This is a genomic window from Terrirubrum flagellatum, assembly GCF_022059845.1.
Classification (GTDB): domain Bacteria; phylum Pseudomonadota; class Alphaproteobacteria; order Rhizobiales; family Beijerinckiaceae; genus Terrirubrum; species Terrirubrum flagellatum.
Genome location: NZ_CP091851.1, coordinates 4483220 through 4507172 on the forward strand (window position 1 = coordinate 4483220; position 23953 = coordinate 4507172).

25 protein-coding genes are annotated in these 23953 nt (G+C 64.1%); 12 read left to right on the forward strand and 13 right to left on the reverse strand.

Annotation, left to right across the window (positions count from 1 at the left end; all coding sequences use genetic code 11):
• Window positions 1-58: 58 nt before the first annotated feature.
• Complete coding sequence (locus tag L8F45_RS21645; protein WP_342359914.1) at window positions 59-571, reverse strand: P-loop NTPase family protein; 513 nt, start codon at window positions 569-571, stop codon at window positions 59-61.
• Between the two features lie 101 nt (window positions 572-672).
• Between L8F45_RS21645 and aroC the strand changes: the two genes are divergently transcribed.
• From aroC to L8F45_RS21700, 11 genes are all read left to right on the forward strand, one after another.
• On the forward strand, window positions 673-1788 hold the full coding sequence (gene aroC / locus L8F45_RS21650; RefSeq protein ID WP_342359915.1) for a chorismate synthase: 1116 nt from the start codon (window positions 673-675) through the stop codon (window positions 1786-1788).
• Window positions 1789-1832: 44 nt separating this feature from the next.
• Window positions 1833-2084 carry an exodeoxyribonuclease VII small subunit gene (locus L8F45_RS21655; RefSeq protein WP_342359916.1) on the forward strand — a complete coding sequence of 84 codons (252 nt, stop codon included), beginning with the start codon at window positions 1833-1835 and terminating at the stop codon, window positions 2082-2084.
• Between the two features lie 38 nt (window positions 2085-2122).
• Entirely contained in the window at window positions 2123-3040 is a 918-nt protein-coding gene (locus L8F45_RS21660) for a pirin family protein (protein ID WP_342359917.1), read from the forward strand.
• A gap of 27 nt (window positions 3041-3067) precedes the next feature.
• Complete coding sequence (locus L8F45_RS21665) at window positions 3068-3808, forward strand: TlyA family RNA methyltransferase (protein WP_342359918.1); 741 nt, start codon at window positions 3068-3070, stop codon at window positions 3806-3808.
• Complete coding sequence (locus tag L8F45_RS21670) at window positions 3805-5046, forward strand: class I SAM-dependent RNA methyltransferase (protein WP_342359919.1); 1242 nt, start codon at window positions 3805-3807, stop codon at window positions 5044-5046. The genes L8F45_RS21665 and L8F45_RS21670 overlap by 4 nt, the downstream gene beginning before the upstream one ends.
• Window positions 5047-5082: 36 nt before the next feature.
• On the forward strand, window positions 5083-5733 hold the full coding sequence (locus L8F45_RS21675) for an MBL fold metallo-hydrolase (protein ID WP_342359920.1): 651 nt from the start codon (window positions 5083-5085) through the stop codon (window positions 5731-5733).
• Between the two features lie 78 nt (window positions 5734-5811).
• Complete coding sequence (locus L8F45_RS21680; RefSeq protein ID WP_342359921.1) at window positions 5812-6168, forward strand: hypothetical protein; 357 nt, start codon at window positions 5812-5814, stop codon at window positions 6166-6168.
• Between the two features lie 110 nt (window positions 6169-6278).
• Entirely contained in the window at window positions 6279-7175 is an 897-nt protein-coding gene (gene argB / locus L8F45_RS21685) for an acetylglutamate kinase (RefSeq protein ID WP_342363532.1), read from the forward strand.
• 78 nt (window positions 7176-7253) lie between these two features.
• Window positions 7254-8132, forward strand: a complete 879-nt coding sequence (locus L8F45_RS21690; RefSeq protein WP_425329946.1) for a dienelactone hydrolase family protein — start codon at window positions 7254-7256, stop codon at window positions 8130-8132.
• A gap of 100 nt (window positions 8133-8232) precedes the next feature.
• The gene (locus tag L8F45_RS21695; protein WP_342359922.1) at window positions 8233-9249 is read left to right on the forward strand and encodes an NADP-dependent oxidoreductase; all 1017 of its coding nucleotides are present in this window, start codon (window positions 8233-8235) and stop codon (window positions 9247-9249) included.
• Window positions 9250-9337: 88 nt separating this feature from the next.
• Entirely contained in the window at window positions 9338-10066 is a 729-nt protein-coding gene (locus tag L8F45_RS21700) for a pyrimidine 5'-nucleotidase (protein WP_342359923.1), read from the forward strand.
• 34 nt (window positions 10067-10100) lie between these two features.
• Here the strand turns inward: L8F45_RS21700 and L8F45_RS21705 are convergent, their stop codons facing one another.
• The 12 genes from L8F45_RS21705 to ubiE form a co-directional block, all read right to left on the reverse strand.
• Window positions 10101-11006 (reverse strand): DUF817 domain-containing protein, encoded by a 906-nt coding sequence (locus L8F45_RS21705; RefSeq protein ID WP_342359924.1) that lies wholly within the window; start codon window positions 11004-11006, stop codon window positions 10101-10103.
• Entirely contained in the window at window positions 11006-12133 is a 1128-nt protein-coding gene (gene recF, locus L8F45_RS21710) for a DNA replication/repair protein RecF (RefSeq protein ID WP_342359925.1), read from the reverse strand. The genes L8F45_RS21705 and recF overlap by 1 nt, the downstream gene beginning before the upstream one ends.
• Window positions 12134-12259: 126 nt before the next feature.
• Window positions 12260-13378 (reverse strand): DNA polymerase III subunit beta, encoded by a 1119-nt coding sequence (gene dnaN, locus L8F45_RS21715; RefSeq protein ID WP_342359926.1) that lies wholly within the window; start codon window positions 13376-13378, stop codon window positions 12260-12262.
• A 190-nt stretch (window positions 13379-13568) separates the two neighbouring features.
• Window positions 13569-15041 carry a chromosomal replication initiator protein DnaA gene (gene dnaA / locus L8F45_RS21720; protein WP_342359927.1) on the reverse strand — a complete coding sequence of 491 codons (1473 nt, stop codon included), beginning with the start codon at window positions 15039-15041 and terminating at the stop codon, window positions 13569-13571.
• 853 nt (window positions 15042-15894) lie between these two features.
• The gene (gene rpsT, locus L8F45_RS21725) at window positions 15895-16161 is read right to left on the reverse strand and encodes a 30S ribosomal protein S20 (protein ID WP_342359928.1); all 267 of its coding nucleotides are present in this window, start codon (window positions 16159-16161) and stop codon (window positions 15895-15897) included.
• A 115-nt stretch (window positions 16162-16276) separates the two neighbouring features.
• Window positions 16277-16471: a hypothetical protein gene (locus tag L8F45_RS21730; RefSeq protein WP_342359929.1), complete on the reverse strand. Its 195-nt coding sequence runs from the start codon at window positions 16469-16471 to the stop codon at window positions 16277-16279.
• A gap of 140 nt (window positions 16472-16611) precedes the next feature.
• On the reverse strand, window positions 16612-17592 hold the full coding sequence (gene cysK, locus L8F45_RS21735) for a cysteine synthase A (RefSeq protein ID WP_342359930.1): 981 nt from the start codon (window positions 17590-17592) through the stop codon (window positions 16612-16614).
• An 80-nt stretch (window positions 17593-17672) separates the two neighbouring features.
• On the reverse strand, window positions 17673-18125 hold the full coding sequence (locus tag L8F45_RS21740; protein ID WP_342359931.1) for an RrF2 family transcriptional regulator: 453 nt from the start codon (window positions 18123-18125) through the stop codon (window positions 17673-17675).
• A gap of 61 nt (window positions 18126-18186) precedes the next feature.
• Window positions 18187-18642 (reverse strand): dUTP diphosphatase, encoded by a 456-nt coding sequence (dut, locus tag L8F45_RS21745; protein WP_342359932.1) that lies wholly within the window; start codon window positions 18640-18642, stop codon window positions 18187-18189.
• Between the two features lie 4 nt (window positions 18643-18646).
• A complete protein-coding gene (locus L8F45_RS21750) occupies window positions 18647-19975 on the reverse strand; it encodes a bifunctional phosphopantothenoylcysteine decarboxylase/phosphopantothenate synthase (RefSeq protein ID WP_342359933.1) in 1329 nt (442 codons plus the stop codon).
• Window positions 19976-20019: 44 nt separating this feature from the next.
• Window positions 20020-21546 carry a 2-polyprenylphenol 6-hydroxylase gene (ubiB, locus tag L8F45_RS21755; protein ID WP_342363534.1) on the reverse strand — a complete coding sequence of 509 codons (1527 nt, stop codon included), beginning with the start codon at window positions 21544-21546 and terminating at the stop codon, window positions 20020-20022.
• A 57-nt stretch (window positions 21547-21603) separates the two neighbouring features.
• Window positions 21604-22425 carry a bifunctional demethylmenaquinone methyltransferase/2-methoxy-6-polyprenyl-1,4-benzoquinol methylase UbiE gene (gene ubiE / locus L8F45_RS21760; protein WP_342359934.1) on the reverse strand — a complete coding sequence of 274 codons (822 nt, stop codon included), beginning with the start codon at window positions 22423-22425 and terminating at the stop codon, window positions 21604-21606.
• Window positions 22426-22589: 164 nt separating this feature from the next.
• Between ubiE and guaD the strand changes: the two genes are divergently transcribed.
• Entirely contained in the window at window positions 22590-23951 is a 1362-nt protein-coding gene (guaD, locus tag L8F45_RS21765; protein WP_342359935.1) for a guanine deaminase, read from the forward strand.
• The last annotated feature ends 2 nt before the right edge of the window (window positions 23952-23953 follow it).

Genomic DNA, 23953 nt, shown 5'->3' on the forward strand with positions numbered 1-23953 from the left:
CGTTCCCGCATTTTGATTGATTCAATCAAAATGCGGCGTGATCTAAGGTCGGGGGCATTCAGATGGCCGCCGCGAACCGATCGAGTTCCTCAATGCTGGCGATCCGGACGACCCTTTTGCCCTCCGCCTCCGCGCGATCGCACAGCTCGCGGAGCGCCGGCATCCAGTTCCGCTCGATGTCCCACATGGTTTCAAACAGCGCCCGCGTCGGCGGCGGCTGGGCGACGCCGGCTGGCGGATGCTCGAATTCACCCCGTGACCATGCAATCTGCCGCTCGGCCGCCAGCCAGAAATGCATCCAGATTGGCATATCGATCAGGATGATCTCGGTCGCCCGGCCGATCCGGGCCGCAGCGGAGACATGCCGGCCCCAACCATCCATGATCCAGCGATCGCCGGCGACCGCTGCCGCGTGCTCCCGCTCGTAGACATCCGCAGGCGTCTGGGACCAGTCCTCCCGCCAGAGCAGCCGGTCGATCTCGACATGAGGCAGGTCACACCCGGCGCTCAGCTTGCGCGCGAGAGTGGATTTGCCGCCGCCAGAATTGCCGATGATGACGATGCGCGCCATGCGTCAGCCATTGGACGATGCGCTTGCCACAGGCAACCGGGCGCTGGCGCTTTGACCCCTTCAGGCGCCCGGGATAAGGACCCGGCCGGATTTACACGCCCATGTCCCACAACAGCTTCGGCCATCTCTTCCGCGTCACCACCTTCGGCGAGAGCCACGGGCCGGCGATCGGCTGCGTGGTTGACGGCTGCCCGCCGCTGATCCCTCTCACCGCGGCAGACATCCAGGCCGACCTCGACCGCAGGCGGCCCGGCCAGTCGCGCTTCACCACCCAGCGGCGCGAGCCCGACGAGGTGAAGATCCTCTCCGGCGTGTTCGCCGAAGATGGCGGCCCGCAGGTGACGACGGGAACGCCGATCGGCCTCCTGATCGAGAATGTCGACCAGCGCAGCAAGGATTATTCCGACATCGCGCCGAAATACCGGCCGGGCCACGCCGACTTCACCTATGACGTGAAATACGGCATCCGCGACTATCGCGGCGGCGGCCGCTCATCGGCGCGTGAGACGGCCATGCGCGTCGCGGCCGGCGCCATCGCCCGCAAGATCGTGCCTGGCATGACCGTGCGCGGCGCGCTGGTGCAGATGGGCCCGCACAAGATCGATCGCGCCAATTGGAACTGGGCGCAGGTTTCGGAAAATCCGTTCTTCTGTCCCGACGCAAAGGCGGCCGCCTTCTTCGAGGAGTATCTCGACGGCGTGCGCAAGGCCGGCTCCTCTGTTGGCGCGGTGATCGAGATCGTCGCGGACGGCGTGCCGCCGGGGCTCGGCGCGCCGATCTATGGCAAGCTCGACGCCGATCTCGCGGCGGCGCTGATGTCGATCAACGCCGTGAAGGGCGTCGAGATCGGCGCCGGCTTCGACGCCGCGGCGCTGACCGGCGAAGAGAACGCTGACGAGATGTTCCCCTCGAACGAGGGCGTTCCGCATTTCTCGTCCAATCATGCCGGCGGCGTGCTCGGCGGCATCTCGACCGGCCAGCCCGTGATCGCACGCTTTGCAGTCAAACCCACATCCTCGATCCTCGCCACGCGCCAGACGGTGACGCGCGGCGGCGCAGCGACCGACATCATGACCAAGGGCCGTCACGACCCCTGCGTCGGCATTCGCGCCGTGCCGGTTGGCGAAGCCATGGTGGCGTGCGTGCTCGCCGACCATTATCTTCGCCATCGCGCGCAGATCGGCGAGGTCAGGACCTGGCCTGTCGCGCCGCGCTGACATCGGACGCGATCAAACGGGATCGCGCAGGAGACGAATTTCAAATGGCGAACGCCGCGCAAGACGTCACGAAGCTTCCTTTCGAGAAGGCCCTCGCAGAACTCGAGGCGATCGTGCAGAAACTCGAACGCGGCGAGGTCTCACTCGATGAATCGATCACGATCTATGAGCGCGGCGAAGCGCTGAAGCGCCATTGCGAGACGCTGCTGAAAAGCGCGGAGGCGCGCATCGAAAAGATCACGCTCGGCGCTGACGGCAAGCCCACGGGAACGACGCCGCTCGATCCCGACAAGTAGCGCGCTGCAAGGCGGCGATCGACGAACAGGAGAGGTCCATGTCCTTTCATCCCGCCGACGATCCGGAACCGGGCGACCGCTTCGCCTGCGACGCCATCGAGCAGGTGATCATTCCGCGTGCGCGCGATCTCGGCGACGGATTTATGGTGCGCCGCGCGCTGCCGGCGGCGAAGAAGCAGATGGTCGGCCCCTTCATCTTCTTCGATCAGTTCGGTCCGACTGAGTTTCGCGCGGGACAGGGTCTCGACGTGCGGCCGCATCCGCATATCGGGCTCTCGACCGTGACCTATCTCTTCGATGGCGAGATCGTGCATCGGGATTCGCTCGGCTTCGCGCAGGCGATCCAGCCGGGCGACGTCAATCTCATGACGGCCGGCCGCGGCATCGTGCATTCCGAGCGCACCGATCAGGGCGCGCGCTCGCACGAGAATCCGATCTACGGCATCCAGAGCTGGATGGCGCTGCCGCGCGAGCATGAAGAGACCGATCCCGGTTTCACCCACGCGGCGCGGGCTGAACTTCCCTTCATCGATGGTGAAGGCAAGCGCGTCAGGCTGATCATGGGCTCGCTCTATGATCAGAGCGCGCCGACGCCTTTCCCGCACGACTGCTTCTACGCGGAAGCGGTGCTGGCGCCGGGCGCAGTGCTGCCGCTCGATCCCGCCTATGACGAACGTGCGATCTATATCGTCGCGGGCGAAATCGATGTCGCTGGCGACGTGTTCGGGCCGGGACGCCTGCTGGTGTTCAAGCCGGGCGACCGCATCTCGATCCTTGCGCAGACCAATGCGCGATTGATGCTGCTTGGCGGCGAACCCATGGATGGGCCGCGCCATATCTGGTGGAACTTCGTCTCCTCGCGCAAGGAGCGCATCGACCAGGCGAAGGCGGAATGGCGCGCCGGCAAATTCGACTCTGTGCCGGGCGAGACGGAATTCATCCCGCTGCCGGAATAGGCCGGCATTTCAGCGCGTTCGAATCCCTTGAAACAACGCATTGATCAGTTGCTCGTGGCGCGCGGCCTGTTCGAGAGTCGCGCGCGAGCGCAGGCCGCGATTTCAGCGGGGCTGGTGACGGTCAATGGAGCAACAGCGCGCAAATCTTCCGAATCTTTCGAAGACGATGCGCGCATCGAAGCTGAACAGCCCTGGCCGTGGGTGTCGCGCGGCGGCGTCAAGCTCGCCCATGCGCTTGATCAATTCGGAATCCCGGTCGATGGACGTATCTGTCTCGATGTCGGCTCATCAACCGGCGGGTTCTCGCATGTGCTGCTCGATCGCGGCGCGCGGTATGTGATCGCCGTCGACTCCGGCCGTGACCAGATGCATGCGAGCTTGCGCGAGGAGCCGCGATTGTCGCTGCATGAGGAGACGGATATTCGCCATCTCACATGGCCTGCGAATGAAGAGCTTGCCTCGCTCGTTGTCATCGATGTCAGCTTCATCTCGCTGACGCTCGTCATTCCCACGCTTGAACCCTTCGTGAGGGACGGTGCCGATATGGTCGCGCTGATCAAGCCGCAATTCGAGGTTGGGCGCGCAAAGATCGGCAAGAATGGCGTAGTCACCGATTCTGCAGCGCGCGAGGACGCGATCGCTTCTGTGAAGCTCACCAGCGAAGATTCGGGATGGCGCGTGGCTGGGGTCATCGACAGTCCGATCGCAGGCGGCGACGGCAATCGCGAATATCTCATGCATGCGCGGCGGGCGGCAGCACCAAAATGAACGCCGCCTCACCTCTCAAATTCACGATTGATCATCTCGGCCATCGCGGCGACGGCGTCGCGATGCTTGGCGCGCAAGAGATTTTCACCGCCTACGCATTGCCGGGCGAGCGCGTGCGGGTCGAACGCATCGGCGAAGATCGCGCACGCCTGATCGATGTTCTCGACGCCAGTCCGCAGCGCGTCGAGCCGATCTGCGATTACTTCACCCATTGCGGCGGCTGCGCGCTGCAACATCTCGACCTCGCCGCGCTTCTCCATTGGAAGCGATCGCTCGTCATCGAAGCGCTACGCCAACGCGGAATCGAGACTGACGTCGTCCCATGCGTCGACGCCCATGGCGAAGGCCGGCGGCGCGTGACGCTGCATATCCGCGCGACGCAACGTGGGGTCGAGGCCGGCTTCATGGAGGCGCGGTCGCACCGCCTGATTGCAATCGAATCCTGCCCTGTTCTGTCGCCCACTCTCGCCGATGCGATGCTCGTCGCAACCGAGATCGGCCGGCTGCTCGGCGCGAAAAAGCCGCTCGATGCGCAAGTCACGGCGACCATGGGCGGTCTCGATGTCGATGTGCGAGGGCACGGGAAAATCGACGACGCGCTGCGGCTGAAGCTGACCGCGCTCGGCGAAAAGCTCGGCCTCGCGCGGCTGTCTCTCCATGGCGAGATCCTCGCGGCGTGGCGCGCACCGTCGCTCAGAATGGGAACCGCGATCGTGACGCCACCTGCTGGCGGATTCCTGCAGGCGACCGCCGCCGGCGAAGAAGCGCTGGCGCGTCTGGCGCTGGAAGGCGTCGGCGCCGCAAAGCATGTCGTCGACCTCTTCAGCGGCTGCGGACCGCTGGCGCTGCGGCTGGCCGAAAGAGCGCGCGTCCATGCGTTCGAGCTGGAGAAGCTGTCGATCGACTCGCTGTTGCGGGCCGCGCGCGCGACTCAAGGGTTGAAGCCGGTCGCGGCGGATGCGCGTGATCTGTTTCGGCGGCCGCTGCTTGCGCAGGAGCTCAACGCCTTCGGCGCCATCGTTTTCGATCCGCCGCGCGCCGGCGCGGAGGCGCAGGCGAAAATGCTGGCGGCCGCGCGCAAGCCGAAAACGATCGTCGGCGTCTCCTGCAATCCCGCCACCTTCGCGCGCGATGCGCGCATCCTGATTGACGGCGGCTGGCGGCTCGTCCGCGTCACGCCGGTCGATCAATTCCGCTATTCCGCGCATATCGAACTGGTCGGCGTGTTCCGGCGCTAAGTTGACGGCGCGGGATGGTCGGGCCACCTGACATGCATGAGCCCGCCCACCCCCGCGATCCAGGTCGCCATCGTCCCCGTGACCCCATTCCAGCAGAACGCGTCGATCGTGGTCTGCAACGCGACCAAAAAGGCCGCCATCGTCGATCCGGGCGGCGACCTGCCGCTGTTTGAGCAGGCGCTTGCGAAGCTCGGCGCAATCCCTGAGAAGATCATCCTGACCCACGGCCATATCGACCATGCCGGCGGCGCGACCGAATTGTCGGAGAAGCTCAGGCTGCCGATCGAGGGGCCGCATGAGGCCGACAAGTTCCTGCTCGAAGGGTTGCCTTTCCAGGCGCGCATGTTCGGTCTCGACAATGTCCGCGCGGTGACGACGGCGAGCTTCCTCTCCGAGGGTGGAACGGTCAGCGTCGGCGACGTCGTGTTCGACATCCTGCATGTGCCCGGCCATTCGCCGGGGTCGCTGGTTTATGTCCACAAGCCGTCGCGCTTCGCGCTCGTCGGCGACACGCTGTTTCAGGGATCGATCGGGCGGACCGACTTCCCCTATGGCGACCACGATCTCCTGATCTCGGGCATCCGGACCAAGCTGTTCCCGCTCGGCGACGAGGTCACGATCCTGCCCGGTCATGGCCAGCCAAGCACGATCGGCGCGGAGAAGGCGTCGAACCCCTTCCTGCAATAGCCGCCCTTGATTTGGCGCAATGCTGCGCCGACAATCCCCGCCGACGCTGGATTAAGGGGGAGACTGGCGGAGGTCCTGATGTACGACAATCTGAAGCAGTTCGCCCGAAACTCGCGGAGCTTCCGGCCATCTGACGTGCGTCACATGTTCGCGCGCGTACAGAATCACGCGATCAGCCCGCGCATGGCGCCGGAGAAGCTTCTGGAGATCGTGCAGGCGCTCGGCTTCAAATCGGTGGAGGCGTTCGGCGCCAAGATCGGCCTTGAGAAGCATATCGCCGAGAGCTGGGCGCGATACGGCATCAGCCATGACGCCGCGCTGCTGCTGCAGGCGCTGCTCGACTACCGCAACCGGCTGAACGACGCGATGCAGGACTTCGAGCGCAACACGCAGATTCCGCTCGATTCCTTCTTCACCGATCATCAGCTCCCCTGAATTGATCCTTAGCCGGTTCAGTTCGCGAGATTGGCCACGCTGGACATCGCGATCCTGCTTTGCGAGAACCCGCCGCGAAGTCGCGCCATAGTTCGCGCCAAGGGTGGATGATGTCCGACAAGAAGCTCCCCGACGTGTTCACCCAGGCGGAGATCCTGGTGCAGGCGCTGCCGCACATGCAGCGCTATGACCAAGAGATCGTCGTGGTGAAATATGGCGGCCACGCCATGGGCGATCCGGCCGCCGCGGAGGATTTCGCCGAAGACATCGTGCTGCTCGAACAGTCCGGTGTGAAGCCGATCGTCGTCCATGGCGGCGGTCCGCAGATCGGCAGAATGCTTGAGAAGCTCAACATCAAGTCCGAATTCCGCGACGGGTTGCGCGTCACCGATCAGGCGACGGTCGAAATCGTCGAGATGGTGCTCGCCGGTTCGATCAACAAGCAGATCGTCGGCTGGATCGCCAACGAGGGCGGCAAGGCGATCGGTCTGTGTGGCAAGGATGGCGGCATGGTGCGCGCGAAGAAATTGACGCGCACCAAGATCGATCCCGACAGCCGCATCGAGCAGGTCGTCGATCTCGGATTCGTCGGCGAGCCCGACAAGGTGAACCGCGAAGTTCTGGACGCGGTGCTCAAGGCGGAGCTGATCCCCGTGCTTGCGCCGGTTGCGATTGGCGACGACGGCCAGACCTACAATGTCAACGCCGACACCTTCGCCGGCGCCATCGCCGGCGCGCTGCGCGCCAAACGTCTGCTGCTGCTGACCGATGTCGCCGGCGTGCTCGACAAGAACAAGAATCTTCTGTCCGAGCTGACGATCAAGCAATGCCGCGACCTCATCGCGGACGGCACGATCACAGCCGGCATGATCCCGAAGATCGAGACCTGCATCTACGCCATCGAGCAGGGCGTCGAGGCGGTCGTGATCCTCGATGGGCGTGTGCCGCACGCGGCGCTGCTCGAGCTGTATACAGACACGGGAGCCGGCACCATCGTCAGAAAGTGATTGGCGGCTGCTCTCCCGGGCGGGCAGAATCGTTTCGCGCGAACGATCCTGCCGCTCGCCAGGCCATTCCGGGAGAACATGATGGATCAGCAAATCATCAATCTTTACGACCGCTTCACCCATGGCGGCATGCATCGCCGCGACTTCATGGACCAGCTCACGACGCTCGCCGGCGGCACTGCCGCGGCGACCGCCGCGCTTACGACGCTGCAGAGCAATTACGCGCTGGCGCAGATGGTTCCGGAGAATGATCCGCGCCTGAAAATCGAAACGGTCTCGTTCGGCTCAGGCTCAAGCGCGGTCAATGGTTATCTCGCGCGGCCGGCGGACGCGATGAAGCGTCCTGTGATCCTCGTCATCCACGAGAATCGCGGGCTCAATCCGCACATCAAGGATGTGACGCGGCGGATGGCGCTCGCCGGCTTCGTCGCGTTCGGCGCCGACTATCTCACCTCGCTCGGCGGCACCCCGGCGGACGAGGACAAGGCGCGCGATATGTTCGGCTCGCTGAAAGCTCCTGATGTGGTCGCAAATTCGCGCACGGTTCTCGCCGGCTTGAAAGGCCGTAGCGACGCGACCGGCAAGGTCGGCGCGATCGGCTTCTGCTGGGGCGGCGGCCAGGTGAACGCGCTCGCCGTCGCCGACCCCACGCTCGACGCGGGCGTCGCCTATTACGGCGTCCAGCCGAAAGCCGAAGACGTCGCCGCCATCAAGGCGCCGCTGATGCTGCATTATGCCGGGCTCGACGACCGCATCAACGCCGGCATCCCGGCTTATGAGGCGGCGCTGAAGCAGGGCGGCAAGACCTACGAAATCTTCGTCTATCCCAATGTGAATCACGCCTTCAACAACGACACCGGCGGAGCGCGCTACGACAAGCCGGCCGCCGATCTTGCCTGGAGCCGCACGCTCGGCTTCCTGAAGAAAAATCTCGGCGACGCCCCCGCGGCGGGTTGATCCTTCTCCGCTGGGCCAATTGTTCGGGAGGGCGCGGACTTGTTCCGCGCCCTTTCGGTTTTATCTTCCGGCAGAGAAACGGGAAAACAAGGAGGCGCCCATGCCTAGGGGACAGCGCATCGTGCTCGCGCGGCGGCCGGTCGGAGCGCCCGTCGACGGAGATTTCCGGCTTGAAGATTTCGATTTCGGCGCGCCTGCTGACGGCGAGATTCTTCTTCAGACCCTGTTCCTCTCGCTCGATCCCTATATGCGCGGCCGTATGAGCGACGCGCCCTCCTATGCGGCAAAGGTCGAGATCGATCAGACCATCGTCGGCGGCACGGTAAGCCGCGTGCTCGAATCTAAAAACTCCGGTTTCGCCAAAGGCGATCTCGCCCTTTCCTATTCGGGCTGGCGTACGCACGAAGTCAGCAACGGCGCAGGGTTGATGAAACTCGACCCCGCGATGAAACGACCTTCGCTTGCGCTCGGCATGCTCGGCATGCCCGGACATACGGCCTATTACGGCCTTCTTGAAATCGGCGATCCCAAACCGGGCGAAACAGTCTGCGTCGCGGCCGCAACGGGACCTGTCGGCGCGACGGTCGCGCAGATCGCGAAAATCAAGGGTTGCCGCGTGATCGCGATCGCCGGCGGCGCCGACAAGGCCGCCTATGCGCGCGACGTGCTGAAGGCCGACGTCGCGCTTGATCACAAGGCGCCTGATTTCGCCGAGCAGCTCAAGCAGGCGACGCCAAACGGAATCGACGTCTATTTCGAGAATGTCGGCGGCGACGTGTTCAAGGCGGTCTTTCCCAGACTCAATAATTTCGCGCGCGTGCCGGTCTGCGGCCTGATCGCCTGGTACAATTTGACCGACGCGCCGCCCGGCCCCGACCGCGTCCCCGGCATGATGCGCCAGATCCTGACCAAGCGACTGCGCATCCAGGGCTTCATCATTTCCGATGGAAACAAGCGGTTCCGCGACTTCCAGTCGGACATGAGCAAATGGATATCCGAGGGCAAGGTCGCGATTCGCGAGGACGTCGTCGACGGGCTCGCCAATGCGCCCCGCGCCTTCATGGGATTGCTGGAAGGACGCAATTTCGGCAAGCTGATCGTGAAGATGGCTGACTGACGGGAACGTCAGCCGGCGACGGAGATTTCATTTACGTTTCGTGTTCATGCTGTCTGATCCGGCTCGTGAACGCAGATCGCTGGAGGAGATGAACAACAGCCTTTTCCCCCTGCCGGGCCGCGATGTCAGCAATCGGCGCGGGTTTACACATATCGAGACGTGGGTGTTCGATCTCGACAACACGCTCTATCCCCATGATGCCGATCTCTGGCCGCAGATCGACAAGCAGATCACGGCCTATGTCTGCGCGATGTTCGGCCTTGATGGCATGTCGGCGCGCGCGCTGCAGAAATACTGGTACACGCGTTACGGCACGACGCTGAAGGCGCTGATGGATGAGTATGCGATCAATCCGCGCGAGTTCCTCGATATGGCGCATGACATCGATCGCTCTTCGCTCGAACCCAATCCGCTGCTTGGCGCAGCGATCGCGGCGCTGCCAGGACGCAAGCTGGTGCTGACCAACGGCGATCGCAGCCATGCTCATCGCACGATGCAACAGCTCGGCATCAACGAGCATTTCGAAGACGTGTTCGGCATCGAGGAGGCTGGCTTTACGCCGAAGCCTGATCTGCGCACCTACGAGAAGTTCCTTTCGACGCATGGCGTCGATCCCGGGCGGGCCGCCATGTTCGAGGATCTCGAGAAGAATCTGCGCGCACCGCATGCGCTCGGCATGACGACGGTATTGGTCACTCCGAGCGGAGCGGATCCTCATCGCGAAGCCTGGGAGAAGGACCAGCTCACGGCCGCACCGCATATCGACTGGACGACCAGCAACCTGACCGAATTTTTGGCGCGGACCATCGAGCCCTAATTCCGCAGATTCGGGCGGAGCATCTGTCTTAAAATTATTTCTGCGGCGCAGGCGCTTCTTCATTCGGCGGCTTCGGCGGGTGAACGATGATGACGAGCGCGAAGCTGACCATGATCAGGAGATACCAGGCGCCAATCTTCTGCAACGAGACCGGTCGCCAGCCGCCGACGCCGGGATACGCCCAAGTGCCGGTCAACGTGCCGATATTCTCCGCGATCCAGATGAAGAAAGAGACGAGGAAGGCCGCGACAAGCAGCGGCATCCAGTAAGTTCTTATGTCGACCGCGAAATCGATGCGCGTGCGGAACCAGATCAGAAAGGCGAAGGCGAAGAGAAAGAGCCGCGCATCAGGCAGATAGTGATGCGCGAAGAAATTGACATAAATGCCAAGCGCGAGAAGCCAGACCTGCCAGCGCGGCGGATGGCGCGCAAAGCGCATGTCGAAAATGCGCATCACGCGCGCGATATAGCTGCCGACGCAGGCATACATGAATCCCGTGAACAGGGGCACGCCGCCGATGCGGAAGAAGGCCGCTTCGGGATAGGCCCAGGACCCAACTCCGGTCTTGAATATTTCCATCGCGGTGCCAACGACATGGAAGATCGCGATCACCTGCGCCTCCTTCCAGGTCTCGAGCTTCAGCGCGAGAAAGAGGCCCTGAATAGCGATCGCAGCAAAAAGCAGCGCGTCATAGCGATGAATCGGCCAGGACGGATTCCAGATCAGCTTGGTCGTGATGATGAGCGCCAGCATCGCGCCGCCGAACAGGCAGGCCCAGGCCTGCTTGAATCCGAAGATGAGAAATTCTGACGCCTGCCAGGGCAGCCGCGCGAGCAGCGCGCGCACGCGCTTGTGCGCGCCCATCAGCCATGGCGCGTCATAATGCTCGGGATGGCCAAGCGCCAACGACTTCATCTGATCGTCCGCGCCGCGATTCATCAAGCCGGCTCGACACGGCCGGGCGTCACGAGAAAGCGCTGGCTCTCTGCGGGCATGTCGCTGAACAGGAGCGGGTCGGCTCCGGTCATCCAGACCTGCGTCTCCATCGCCGCCAGTGTTTCATAAAGCGCGGCGCGGCGGCGCGGATCGAGATGGGCCGCAACTTCATCGAGCAAGATCACCGGCGCCATGCCGGACATCAGCGCGACCAATTGCGCATGGGCGAGCACGAGCCCGAGCAGCAGCGCCTTCTGTTCGCCCGTCGAGGCGAGATCGGCGGCGACGTCCTTCGGGCCATGCCGCACAATCAGATCCGCCGCCTGCGGCCCTTTCAGCGCGCGTCCTGCCGCGCGATCGATATCTCGTTGATCACGCAGCATCGAAGCGAAGGCCTCTTCCGCCTGCGAGGCTGGCCCATCGCCGATCAGCGGCGCGACATCGTCGACAAGCTCCAACGCCGCCCATGGAAAAGCGGAGCCATCGTCACGCGTGTCCGCGATCAAGCCCGCGAGCCTGCTCACCGTCTCGGCGCGCGATGCGCTGACGGCGACGCCGAGCGCCGCGACTTCATGCTCGATCGCCGACAGCCAGCGCGCATCGGGACGATCCTCGCCGAGGAGGCGATTGCGCTGGCGCAGAGCCTTTTCAAACGCGCTGACGCGAGAGCCGTGACCGGGATCGATCGCCAATACGAGACGATCGAGAAAACGCCTGCGATCGCCGGCCGGTCCACGAAACAGCCCGTCCTGATCGGGCGTCAGCCAGACCAGCCTGAGATGATCGGAAAAGGCCGCGACCGAGCCGACGGTCTCGCCATCAATGCGGCACTGGCGCGGAACGCCCTCGGACTCATAGGCGCAGCCGAGCCTGACCAGACCCCAGGCGCCGTCGAGCTGGATCGATGCGGTCCAGCCGCCGGGACCGTCGCGGCGCGCCGGATCCGCCAGTTCGGCGCGCCTCAAGCCCCGGCCGGGCGCGAGCAGCGACAGCGCTTCAAGAATATTGGTCTTGCCCGCGCCGTTCTCGCCGCTCAGCGCCACGAGCGGCGCATCGATGTCGAGATCGAGCGACGCATAGGTGCGGAAGTCGCGAAGGCTGAGGCGCTGGATGCGGGGGAAAACGGGCATGTTCCGGCGATCTTCTCAGCCTGTCATGCCCGCGCTCGCGCCGGGCATCCAGTCTTTCTTCGTCGCCCCGGAGACGGATATGGCCGGACAGGTCCGGCCACATCGAATGAAACAAATAAGGCGCGCCTAAACTCGCATCGGCATCAGGACATAGAGCGCCGGAGCGTTCTCGCGATCCTGGATGATCGTCGGAGAACCGGGCTCAGCCAGCTTGAACAGGGTCGTATCGCCATCGAGCTCACCTGCGATGTCGAGAAGGTAGCGCGCGTTGAAGCCGATATCGAGCGGACTGGCGTCGTAATCGGCTTCGACCTCCTCTGTCGCGCTGCCGGAATCGGGGTTGGTGACCGAAAGCGTGATCTTGCCGTCGGCGACGGACAGCTTCACAGCGCGGCCACGCTCGCTGGAAATCGTCGAGACGCGATCGACGGCGGCGGTGAACTCGCTGCGATCGACAACGAGGCGCTTGTCATTTCCGGAGGGGATGACGCGCTGATAGTCGGGAAACGTGCCGTCGATAAGCTTCGAGGTCAGCACGGTCTCTCCGACTGTGACGCGGATCTTCGTCGTCGACAGCTCGACCGCGACATCGCCGTCATGTCCTTCGATCAGCTTCTGGATTTCATTGACCGCCTTGCGTGGAATGATCACGCCCGGCATGCCGTTCGAGCCCGCTGGCGCGGGCGCCTCGACGCGCGCCAGACGATGGCCATCGGTCGCCACCATGCGCAACATCGTCGTTCCCTGCACATCGATCGTGTGCGCGAAGATGCCGTTGAGATAGTAGCGCGTCTCTTCCTGGCTGATGGCGAATTGCGTACGCCCGATGAGCTGGCGCAGCGAGTCCGCCGCAATGGCGAAGCGGTGGGTCATGTCGCCGGTGGCGAGATCGGGGAAATCGGATTCGGGCAGCGCCTGCAACGTGAAGCGCGAACGGCCGGAGCGAAGCTGCATCTGACCGGAATCGCCTGTGGTCTCCAACGACACCTGCGCGCCGTCCGGCAGCTTGCGGACAATGTCGTGCAGGGTGTGGGCGGGCACCGTCGTCGCCCCGGGCTGGCCGACTTCGGCGGGGATCGTCTCGATCACTTCAAGATCGAGATCGGTGGCCTTCAGCTTCAAGCCGCCGCTGTCGGAGCGGAGCAGAACGTTCGACAGGATCGGAATGGTGGTGCGCCGCTCGACGACGCGGTGGACATGGCCCAGGGCCTTCACAAGAGCGGCCCGTTCAACCGTTACGCGCATGGTTCTTCTGCTCGACACCCGCTTGGCCGGCGCAAGGGGCGCCCGCTGAGGAATCCGCGCCCGACGCCAGCGAAGGCGTCAAGCACGGTCGCGAAATGTGCCGCGCGAGGCCGGGCGGCGCAAGCGCGCTCCAGTGTCAAACCACGTCTTTTCGTGGATTTCGCCGGGCTGAGCCCAGCTCCCGTCACCTTCAGTCGAGGAGCATGCGCTTGAGGAGCTCGACTTCCTCGCGCAGCGTTCCGTCCCGCGACAGGAGGTCGTCGACCTTTCGCACCGCATGCAGCACCGTGGTGTGGTCGCGGCCGCCAAACCGGCGCCCGATTTCGGGCAGCGAGCGCAGGGTGAGCGTCTTCGACAGATACATCGCAATCTGGCGCGGACGCACCACATTGGCGGTGCGGCGCGAGGACAGGATGTCGGCGCGGCTGACATTGAAATGGGTCGCGACGAGTTTCTGGATGTCCTCGATCTTGACCTTCTTCGGCTCGCAGCTCCGTACGAGGTCGCGGATGGCGATGTCGGCGGTCTCGATGGTCAGCGCCGTTCCGCTCAATGTGGCGTAAGCGAGCAGCCGGTTGACTGCGCCTTCGAGATCGCGCCCGTTCGCGGTGATCTTGTGCGCGACATGCTGAATCACTTCCGGCGGCGCCTCGAAATTCGGGTGGGCGGCGCGCGCCGCGGCAAGCCGCGATTCGAGAATGCGCAGCCGCAGCTCTTCATCATGGCTCTCCATCTCGACGACGAGGCCGCCGCCCAAACGCGAGCGCGTGCGCTCGTCGAGATTCTCGAGATCGGACGCGGCGCAGTGCGACGCCACGACGATCTGCTTGCCGGCGTCGAGCAGCGCATTCAGCGTGTGACAGAATTCGTGCTGGATCGATTTTCCCTGCAGGAATTGCACATCGTCGATCACAAGCAGATCGATGCCGCGCAGGCGCTCCTTGAAGGCGAGCGCGTTATGCGACTTCAGCGCGGCGACGAAGCCGTACATGAAGCCGTCGGCCGTGAGATAGACGACGCGCCGCCCGCGCGAGGACGCGGCGTGCGCCACCGCCTGGATGAGATGGGTTTTGCCCAAACCCACTGCGGCATGGACATAAAGTGGATTATAGGCGCTGCCGGGACCCGTCGCGACCTTTTCAGCGGCGGCGCGCGCAAGCGCATTCGACTTGCCGACGAAGAAGGTGTCGAACGTCATCTTCTTGTCGAGCGGATTGGCCGGCAATTGCGTTCCATCCGTCTGCGCGGGCGCCGCGCCGCCGTCACTATTCGCGGCGATCGAGGACTGGCCGGCGCGCAGTTCGATGACCGTCGCGGACGGACGCGCGGCGACGTCGACAGCCTTGGCGCGCATGGTCGAACGCACATGCAGATGAATCTGCGTCACGCCGGGCGATTCCTCGGCGAAGCGCGTGAGAATCTTGTCGATGTAGTGAGCCTGAATCCAGCTCTTCAGAAATTTTGTGGGAATCGACAGCTCGGCCGCGCCGCCGCCAATCGACATCAATTCGATGCGCGCGAACCAGCTCGAAAAAATATCATCGCCCAATTCCGCGCGTAGACGTCCGCGCACCCGTTCCCAGACAGCGCTCACTTCGGCGTTTCCGGTTGTCTCTTTCGATTGTCGGTCAACACAGCCGACGTCAGTTCGTTCGCTGAACATGAGCGTTCTTCCGCGCGATTGGCGCGGTCCCGATAGATAATGTCTGAGAGGCGCGTCGCGCGCGCCGGCGTTCTCGGAGGCGCTTCAGCGCGCCGCGGGGGCGGACAAGAGCGTCAACAGGTGCGCTGAACCTTGCCCGTCGCAATACTACTATCAGAGACCGGCAAAATCGTCGCCCGGCTCCATCCCCTATCGAAGCGCATCGTCCGCATGGCTTCCCAAAATCCCTATCTTGTTGCCCCGTCTGATGGCCGTCGGCGTGAAGACAATTCTCTCATGTCGGCCGCGAAGCTCGCGACCGGCGCAAGAAAATCGATGAAGGATCACGCCGCCTCGCCTCAGGCGACGGTTTGACGCTAACAGGCGCCCCTCTCGCCGCAACAGGAGTCTTGGCGTCATGTCAGCGTGAGAGCTGTCGGACGCCCCGCCGCAACAATGCTTCAATCCCCAATCCAAGGGCGAAGCTGTTGATATTGTGTAGGTATTAATCCACAGGCTGGGGAAAAAACGCTATCTTCGTTCCGCTTGCGGAATTCTTGGCCGGCGACGTCGAGTCATGCGGTCAGGCGCTTCGATTCAAATTGCTCGCTCTTCTTGCCGCCTAAGCAATTGAATCGTGAGGCGTTCAAATGACCGCTTAACGAAGAGAAAACAACCATGGCGAAGTCGCGGCGCCGCGAGACTCACAGAAATCTGTCAATGCCGGACTCTACGGAATGACGGGAGCTTGACGTCGATTCCCAACGTCACTGTGGCGCCGGCGCCGCACTGAGCGCACGCAACAAAAACGCCTGCGGCGCAAACAAAAACGCCGGCCCAAGGCCGGCGTTGAAATTGATTCAAGCGCTGAGAATCAGGCGCCGAGTTTCTTCAGAGCTGCGGTGAGACGCGACACTTTGCGCGACGCGGTGTTCTTGTGAATGACGCCCGTCTTGGCGGCGCGCATCAACTCCGGCTCCGCTGCGTGAACCGCAGCGGCGGCGGCGGCCTTGTCGCCGGCGGTGAGCGCCTCTTCAGCCTTGCGCACGAAGGTGCGCATACGGCTCTTGCGGGCCTTGTTGATCTCCGTGCGGCGCACGGTCTGGCGAGCCGCCTTTTTGGCCGACTTCGTATTGGCCATGATGATCGTCCTTGAATGCTGCGTCCCGGCGCTCGGCGCGCACAGGCGGGAAAACGACTGCGCGGGCCGTGAGGCCCGCGAACGGCCGGCTCTCTGACACAGAGGCGACGGCCCGTCAACGGAGGAAGGTCAGCCGCACGAAACGCCGCGGAGCGCGATCGGCGCCTTCAGCCTGCGGCGCGATGAGCTGACGCGACGCCATTTCGATGTCGTCCTGCCCAGCGCGCTCGGGAAGACGCGGCGCCTTGCCGAGCGCGAAGAAGCTCAGGGCGAAGAAAATGATCGTCAGACAGGCGTTGCGGCGAGACATGGGGCGGTTCCTTCGGCCGCTCCCGTGCGCCGCAGCGACGCCTGTCGAAGTGTCTCGCCACACACGCGCCAACGGCCGCGCAAGGCGGCCGTTTCGTGTGTTTCAGCAGTGGTTTCGCCGTGATTTTGCGGCGCTCAAACTTAGCCGATGCCGTCGAACAGAGCCGTCGTCAGATAGCGCTCGGCGAAGGACGGGATGATGACGACGATGCGCTTGTCGGCATATTCAGGGCGCGAACCGATCTCGAGGGCGGCCGCCAGCGCCGCGCCCGACGAAATGCCGACAGGAATGCCATCGAGCTTCGCCACGGCGCGAGCCGTATCGAATGCCGTCTGGTTGCCGACCGTGATCACCTCGTCGATGATGCTGCGATCGAGCACGTCAGGCACGAAGCCGGCGCCGATGCCCTGGATCTTGTGCGGGCCAGGCTTGCCGCCCGACAGGACCGGCGAATCCTCCGGCTCGACCGCCACGACTCGCAGGTTCGGCAAGCGCACTTTCAACACCTGGCCGACGCCGGTGATGGTGCCGCCCGTGCCGACGCCCGAGACGAAAACGTCAAGCTTGCCGTCGGTGTCCGTCCAGATCTCCTCGGCGGTGGTCCGGCGATGAATCTCTGGATTGGCGGGGTTGCGGAACTGTTGCGGGATGACGCTGCCGGGAATCTCGGCTTTCAGCTCGTTGGCCTTCTCGATCGCGCCCTTCATGCCGAGCGGACCCGGCGTGAGCACGAGTTCGGCGCCCATCAGGGCCACCATCTTGCGGCGCTCGATCGACATGGTTTCCGGCATGACCAGGATCAACCTGTAACCGCGCGCGGCGGCGACGAAAGCGAGGGCAATGCCGGTGTTGCCCGAGGTCGGCTCGATCAAGGTCGCGCCTGGCTTGATGGCGCCTGAAATCTCCATGGCGTCGATCATGTTGACGCCAATCCGGTCTTTCACGCTTGAGATCGGATTAAAGAATTCGAGCTTGGCGAGAATCTCAGCCTTGACCCCGCGCTGCTCCGGCAAGCGCGTCAGCCGCACCAGAGGCGTGTCGCCGATCGTGTCGGTGATCGATTGATAAATGCGTCCGCGACCGGGCTTATCGGCCGTTTCAACTTTGCGCGCGACGGACATGCCCGTCTCCTGTCAAAATCAGAGGGCAGGGAGCCTATCGCAATTCCCGAATCCTGTCGATAAATCAAATATTTCACAAACTATATCGTAAAATCAGCGATTATTCTCCCCTCGGCCCCTTTCGGAAGTTTTTCCGCCCTTTGGCAGAGATCGTCGATCGTCAACTCGTCGAGCTTGGCGAGGAACGCTTCGCCGGCCGCCGCCACCATCGGACTTACGACATGATCGATCAGGGCTGATTCAGGCGCTGGTTGCATGACGTCCTCGCCGGTCGAGGCCATGGCAGCCCGCACGATCGCGCCGGCGGTGATCCTGCGTCGTTCCAACGCCAGCTCGTAACCGCCACGCGGGCCTCGCATCCCCTTGAGAATGCCGGCGCGCACCAGCGCCTGCAGCATCGTCTCGAGATGGCGGGGAGGCAGGTCATGGCGCGCCGCCAGGACCTTTGCAGCGACCGGATGCGGTCTGGCGTTGAGCGCCACGTCCAAAACGGCGACGATCGCAAGCATCGATCGTCGGGACAGAAGTATCATCGCCTGTTCTCTCGAACCTGTCTGATCCATGGAGCGGGCTGCGGCCGGGGCGCCTGTCAGCTCAGAGCGCGCCTGTAGAACCAAATCCGCGACCGCCCCGATCGGTTCCCTTAAGGGAAGCTGATTCCACCAGAAAAACCCGCGCGATTGGCGCAACAACCAGTTGCGCGATGCGCATACCCCGCGACACAGTGAATGTTTCGGCGCCGTGATTGATCAGCGCCACCTTGATCTCGCCGCGATAGTCGGCGTCGACGGTGCCCGGGGAATTCAGCACCGTGACGCCATGATTGGCCGCGAGACCGGAGCGGGGACGCACCTGCGCCTCATGGTCAGGCGGAAGCTCGATCGCGACGCCCGTCGGGATGAGCGCCCGCCCGCCGGACGGGATAATAATCGGCGAGTCGATCGGAACCGCCGCCCTGAGATCAAGGCCAGCCGCTCCCGCGCTGGCGTAATCGGGCGGCGGCAGGTCGGCGCCGTGCGCGAGGCGCAGGAATTTCACTTCGATCATCATCGACTCAGGCGGGCTTGATGATCGCGGCGATCTTCCGCGCCAGACGGTGAGCGACCTCGTCCTTCGGCAGAGGCGGCCAGCTCTCGATGCCCTCGGCGCTGACGAGATGCACGGTGTTGGCGTCGCCGCCCATGATTCCCGTCTGCGGCGACACGTCATTGGCGACGATGAGATCGCAGCCCTTGCGCTTCAGCTTCGCCTGCGCGTGCTCGATCACCTTCTGCGTCTCTGCGGCGAAGCCGATCACCAGGCGCGGCCGTTTGCGACCCTTCGACACCGTCGCGAGAATGTCGGGATTTTCCGCGAGCGCCAGCGCCGGCGGCCCGTTCGGCGTCTTCTTGATCTTGTCTTTCGAGGCCGTCGCGACGCGCCAGTCGGCGACCGCCGCCGCGAACACGCCGACATCGGCGGGCAGCGCCTTTTCGACCGCGGCCAGCATCTCGCGCGCGCTCTCGACATGCATGACTTCGACGCCAGGCGGATCAGGAATCGTCACAGGACCGGAGATCAACGTCACAGTTGCGCCAGCATCCGCGGCCGCGCGCGCGATCGCATGTCCCTGCTTCCCGGACGAACGATTGGCGATGTAGCGCACGGGATCGATCGGCTCATGCGTCGGGCCCGATGTCACAACGAAGCGCAAGCCCGCGAGCGGACCTTTCGCCGGCAGAATCCGCGGACCGCCCGACGCCGGCGCCGCCTTCGCGGCCACACGCTGCATCGTCGCGGATGCTGCGCGCGCCTCGGGACGAATCTGCGTCTCCGGCGGCAGCGCGATCACCGTTCCGCCCTCGCGCAAGCGCGCCTCGATCGCATCGGCGATCGCGGCGGGTTCGGCCATGCGGCCCGGGCCATATTCGCCGCAGGCCATCTCGCCATTGTCAGGGCCGACGACGGTCACGCCGTCGGCGCGAAGCTGCGCGACGTTGCGCTGCGTCGCCGGATGCAGCCACATCCGCACATTCATCGCCGGCGCAATCAGAATGCGCTTGTCGGTTGCGAGCAACGTGGTCGAAGCGAGGTCATCGGCCGCGCCATGAACCATCTTCGACATGAGGTCGGCCGTCGCCGGCGCGACGACGAGAAGGTCAGCGTCGCGCGACAGTTCGATATGGCCCATTTCCGCTTCGTCGGTGAGGGAGAAGAGATCGGTGTAACAGACATCGCCGGTCAGCGACGCAACCGACAGCGGCGTGATGAATTGCGAGCCGGCCTTGGTGAGGATGCCGCGCGAATCATGGCCGCGCCGTTTCAGCTCGCGGATCAGCTCCAGCGATTTGTAGGCCGCGATGCCGCCGCCAATGACAAGAAGAATGCGCGCCCCGTTCGCCATGCCCTGTCCTGCTTCTGCGGCTCGCGCCGATCATCCGACCTATATCATGTCCTGAAGGCGATGATCGCGAGCAGGACGACGATCGCCCATACGCCGATCGCAAGCCAGCGATTGCCGCGCCCTTCGGCCTGGCCGATCGCGGCGAGACTTTCCGGCGAGAGGCGAAAGCCGTTGCGCGCGCCTTCATGCAGCGCGTCGGCGACGGTTTCGGCGCGGCGCGCCAGCGACGGCAGCACGCCGAACGCGGAGCCCGCCTCCTTCGCGCCGCGGGCGGCCTGCTCGATCAGCCCGATCGGCCCGAGATTGCGTTCAATCCAGCTCCGCACCACAGGCTCGGCCGTGCGCCACATGTCGAGATGGGGATCGAGCGAACGCGCCACCCCTTCGACCACCACCATGGTCTTCTGCAGCATCACCAGCTCGGTGCGCGTGCGCATGTCGAACAGAGCCGTGATCTCGAACAAAAGCGTCAACAGCGACGCCATGGAGATTTCATCGGCGCGCTTGTCGTGGATGGGCTCGCCAATCGCGCGGATCGCCTGAGCGAAATCACCGACCGAATGATGCGAGGGCACATAGCCCGCATCGAAATGCACCTGCGCGACCCTGACATAATCGCGCGTGATAAAGCCAAACAGGATCTCCGCGAGGAAGCGCCGCTCTTTCAGGCCCAGCCTGCCCATGATGCCGCAATCGACCGCGACAAGCCCGCCCTCGCGATCGACGAACAGATTGCCCTGATGCATGTCGGCGTGAAAGAAGCCGTCGCGCAGCGCATGATTGAGAAATGTCTGGATCACCGTGCGCGCGAGCGCGATCGGGTCATGTCCCGCTTTCTCAATCGCGGCGGGATCTGACAAGGAGATTCCGTCGATCCATTCGATGGTGAGCACGTCGCGTTCCGTGCGCGTCCAGTCAACTGCAGGCACACGAAACTGTCTGTCGTCGCGCGCATTCTCGCCGAGTTCCGAGAGCGCCGCCGCTTCGAGCCTGAGATCCATCTCGACCTCGACCGAACGCGCCAGCGTTGCAACGACATCGACGAGGCGCAACCGCCGCGAAGCCGGCGCCCAGCGCTCGATGAGCCTCGCCGAGAACGCCATCGCGTCGAGATCGGCCCGGAATCGGCCGCGCACGCCAGGCCGCAACACCTTGAGCGCGACAGACTCGCTCTCGACTCCCGCGGTGCGCGCTTGATGAACCTGCGCGATCGACGCCGCAGCGACGGGCTCGCCAATTTCTGAGAACAATTCCGTCCAGGGTCGCGCGAATGACGCCTCGATCGTCTTCAGAGCCTGATCGCGCGGAAAGGGCGGCATGCGATCCTGCAGCGCGCTGAGCTCGCGCGCCACATTCATGCCGACGAGATCGGGCCGCGTCGCAAGGAACTGCCCGAATTTCACATAGGACGGACCAAGCCGCATGAAGGCGGCGACGAGGCCCGCGCCGCCGGCGTCGCGGCGCTCGATTAAACGCGCAACCTTTATCAGCGCGCGTCCGGCGGGCGGCAAAAATGATGCATCGATCAGCGACAGCGCGCCCTCGCGCGCCAGCGCGAAGCCGACGCGCATCAGCCGCACGAGATGGAAGGGCGCCGACAGATTCACGTCGCTCTCAGCCCTTCGCCGTCACAGCTTCCAGCCGGAATGAAGATTGACGACGCCGCCCGTCATTGGCCGATGAGTGACGCGCCGAAAGCCTACCTTCTCGATCATCGATGCGAACAGGTCGGGCCTGGGAAAACGCCTGATCGATTCGACGAGATACTGATAGGGTTCGGCGTCGCCGGCGACGATCTGTCCGAGCTTCGGGATGACATTGAACGAGAACGCGTCATAGATGCGATCAAGGCCGGGCCGATCGACGGGCGCGAATTCAAGACAGAGGAAACGCCCGCCGCGCCTCAACACGCGATGGAATTCGCGCAGGGCCGCGTCGATGCGCGGCACATTGCGGATGCCAAAGGCGATCGTCACGGAGTCATAAGAAGAGGAATCGAGCGGCAGGCTTTCGGCGTTGGCCTGCACGAAATCGAGGATCGACTCATCGCCGAAGCGCTTGCGGGCGCGTTCGCGGCCGACACCGAGCATGTCGCCATTGATGTCGAGGATCGTCACCTCAGCGACACCGCGATCAAATTTTGCGCCGATACGCTTGGCCTGCTCGCCCAGCGAATCGACGATGCGGAACGCGACGTCGCCGGTGCCGCCGGCCACATCGAGATGGCGATAGGGCCGGCCGCGCGAACCCGGCCGCGCATTCAGCGTCGAAACAAGCTCACTTTTCCAAAGCCGATGCAGGCCGCCGGACATGAGGTCGTTCATCAGGTCGTAGCGGGTGGCGACCTTGTGGAAGACGTCGTCGACCATGCCCTGCTTGTCCGCCAGCGGCACGGTGGAAAAGCCGAAATGGGTGTCCGCCGTCGCAGGGCCGCTTTCGGCGCCGATCATCACAGGTCTCCAGTCCTCGCGCCCTCTTAGAGGATGCCAGCGCCGCACGCCATGCGCAGGCCGGCGGCGGGTTAACGCAGGCGACGCAAAGGGACAATGGCGCCCGCCTTTCTTGACCGCCGCATCCCGCGCCCGGAATAAGGTTCCGACAGCAGAGGCGAGGGATGGCTTCTTTCTATGTGCAGGGCTGCTTCGCCCATGCGATCGCGCCCGGCGAGATCGAGATCGTCCCTGATGGTCTGATCGCCATCGCCGATGACGGTCGGATCGAAGACGTCTCCGCGCCCGGTCGACCGGAACATGAGGCGCACGCGCAACGGGCGGCGGCGAGCGGCGCGATCACGAAGCTCGGGCCGCGCCAGATGCTGACGCCGGGCTTCGTCGATCTCCACATCCATGCGCCGCAATGGCCGCAGGCTGGAACCGCGCTGCATCTCAGCCTCGCGGACTGGCTGCGGGGAAAGACCTTTCCGCTCGAAGTGCGCTACGCCGACATCGCGTTTGCGCGGCGCGTCTACGACTCGCTCGTCGACACGTTGATCGCCAATGGAACGACGACCGCGCTCTATTTCGCGACCATTCACGCCGAGGCGTCGCTGGCGCTCGCCGAAATCTGCCTCGCGCGCGGCCAACGCGCCTTCATCGGCAAGGTGGCGATGGACCATCCCGATTCTTGTCCGGTCTATTATCGCGACGCGTCCGCTGCGGAGGCGATTGCGGCGACCTCCGATTTCATCGCGCGGGTCGCCTCGCTGCAGGGCAATGAGAGCAAGCTCGCGCAAGGAGTGATCACGCCGCGCTTCATTCCAAGCTGCACGGACGCGCTGCTCGAAGGTCTTGGCGACCTCGCGCAATCGACCGGCGCTGCGGTGCAGACCCATTGCTCCGAAAGCGACTGGGAAGCAGGCCATGTGCGCGAACGATTCGGCTTAAGCGACAGCCACTGCCTGCATCGCTTCGGGCTGATGACGCGGCGCACGGTGCTGGCCCACTCTAATTTCATCGATGACGCCGACATGGCGCTGATCGCCGAACGCGGCGCCGGCGTCGCCCATTGTCCGCTGTCGAATTTCTACTTCGCCAATTCCGTCTTCCCACTGCGCAAGGCGCTGGAGAAAGGATTGCATGTCGGGCTCGGCACCGACATTTCCGGTGGGCCCAGCCCATCGATGTTCGACGCCTGCCGCATGGCCATCGCCGCGTCGCGGGGACTGAATGACGGGGTCGATCCCGATGTCGCGCCTGAAAGTCGCGGACGGCCGGGATCGTCCATCGATTTCCGGACCGCCTTCTGGCTTGCAACTGCTGGCGGCGGACAGGCGCTCGACGCTCCGATCGGCCAGTTCAAGCCGGGCTATCAGTTCGATGCGTTGCTGCTCGATCCCGACGCACCAGGCTCCAACGTCGTCAGCTTCGACGCGGAGGAGCCGGAAATCCTGTTGCAGAAGCTCATCTACAACGCCGGCCGCGCCAACATCGCCTCGGTCTGGATCGGCGGCCGACAGGTGAGAGGCGAACGCGCATAGAC